This is a genomic window from Rhizobium sp. rho-13.1 (assembly GCF_007000305.1).
GTDB classification, from domain to species: domain Bacteria; phylum Pseudomonadota; class Alphaproteobacteria; order Rhizobiales; family Rhizobiaceae; genus Rhizobium; species Rhizobium rhododendri.
On sequence record NZ_SCFL01000133.1, the window covers coordinates 1 to 213 of the forward strand.

At 61.0% G+C, this 213-nt stretch carries 1 pseudogene; it reads right to left on the bottom strand.

Annotated features, from left to right (window positions below):
* Nucleotides 1–213 (bottom strand): annotated as a pseudogene (locus EQW76_RS28945) (MFS transporter); the annotation flags it as partial.

The following is a 213-nucleotide window of genomic DNA, read 5'->3' on the forward strand; positions in this document are numbered from 1 at the left end:
AGCTGATCTTCAGGACCTTGACGTTGTAGGACAGCAGGTAGGCCGTGCCGATGTAAAAGAGCACGAAAGTTGCCAGCGCCACGAAGGTGCCGAGGACCAGGCTGCGCTTGTGGTTCTTCAGGATCTCGACCACGGGAACGGCAACGCGCTCCTTGCGAGCGACGGCTTCGCTGAACTCCGGGGTCTCGGTGATCGACAGACGGACCCAGAGGC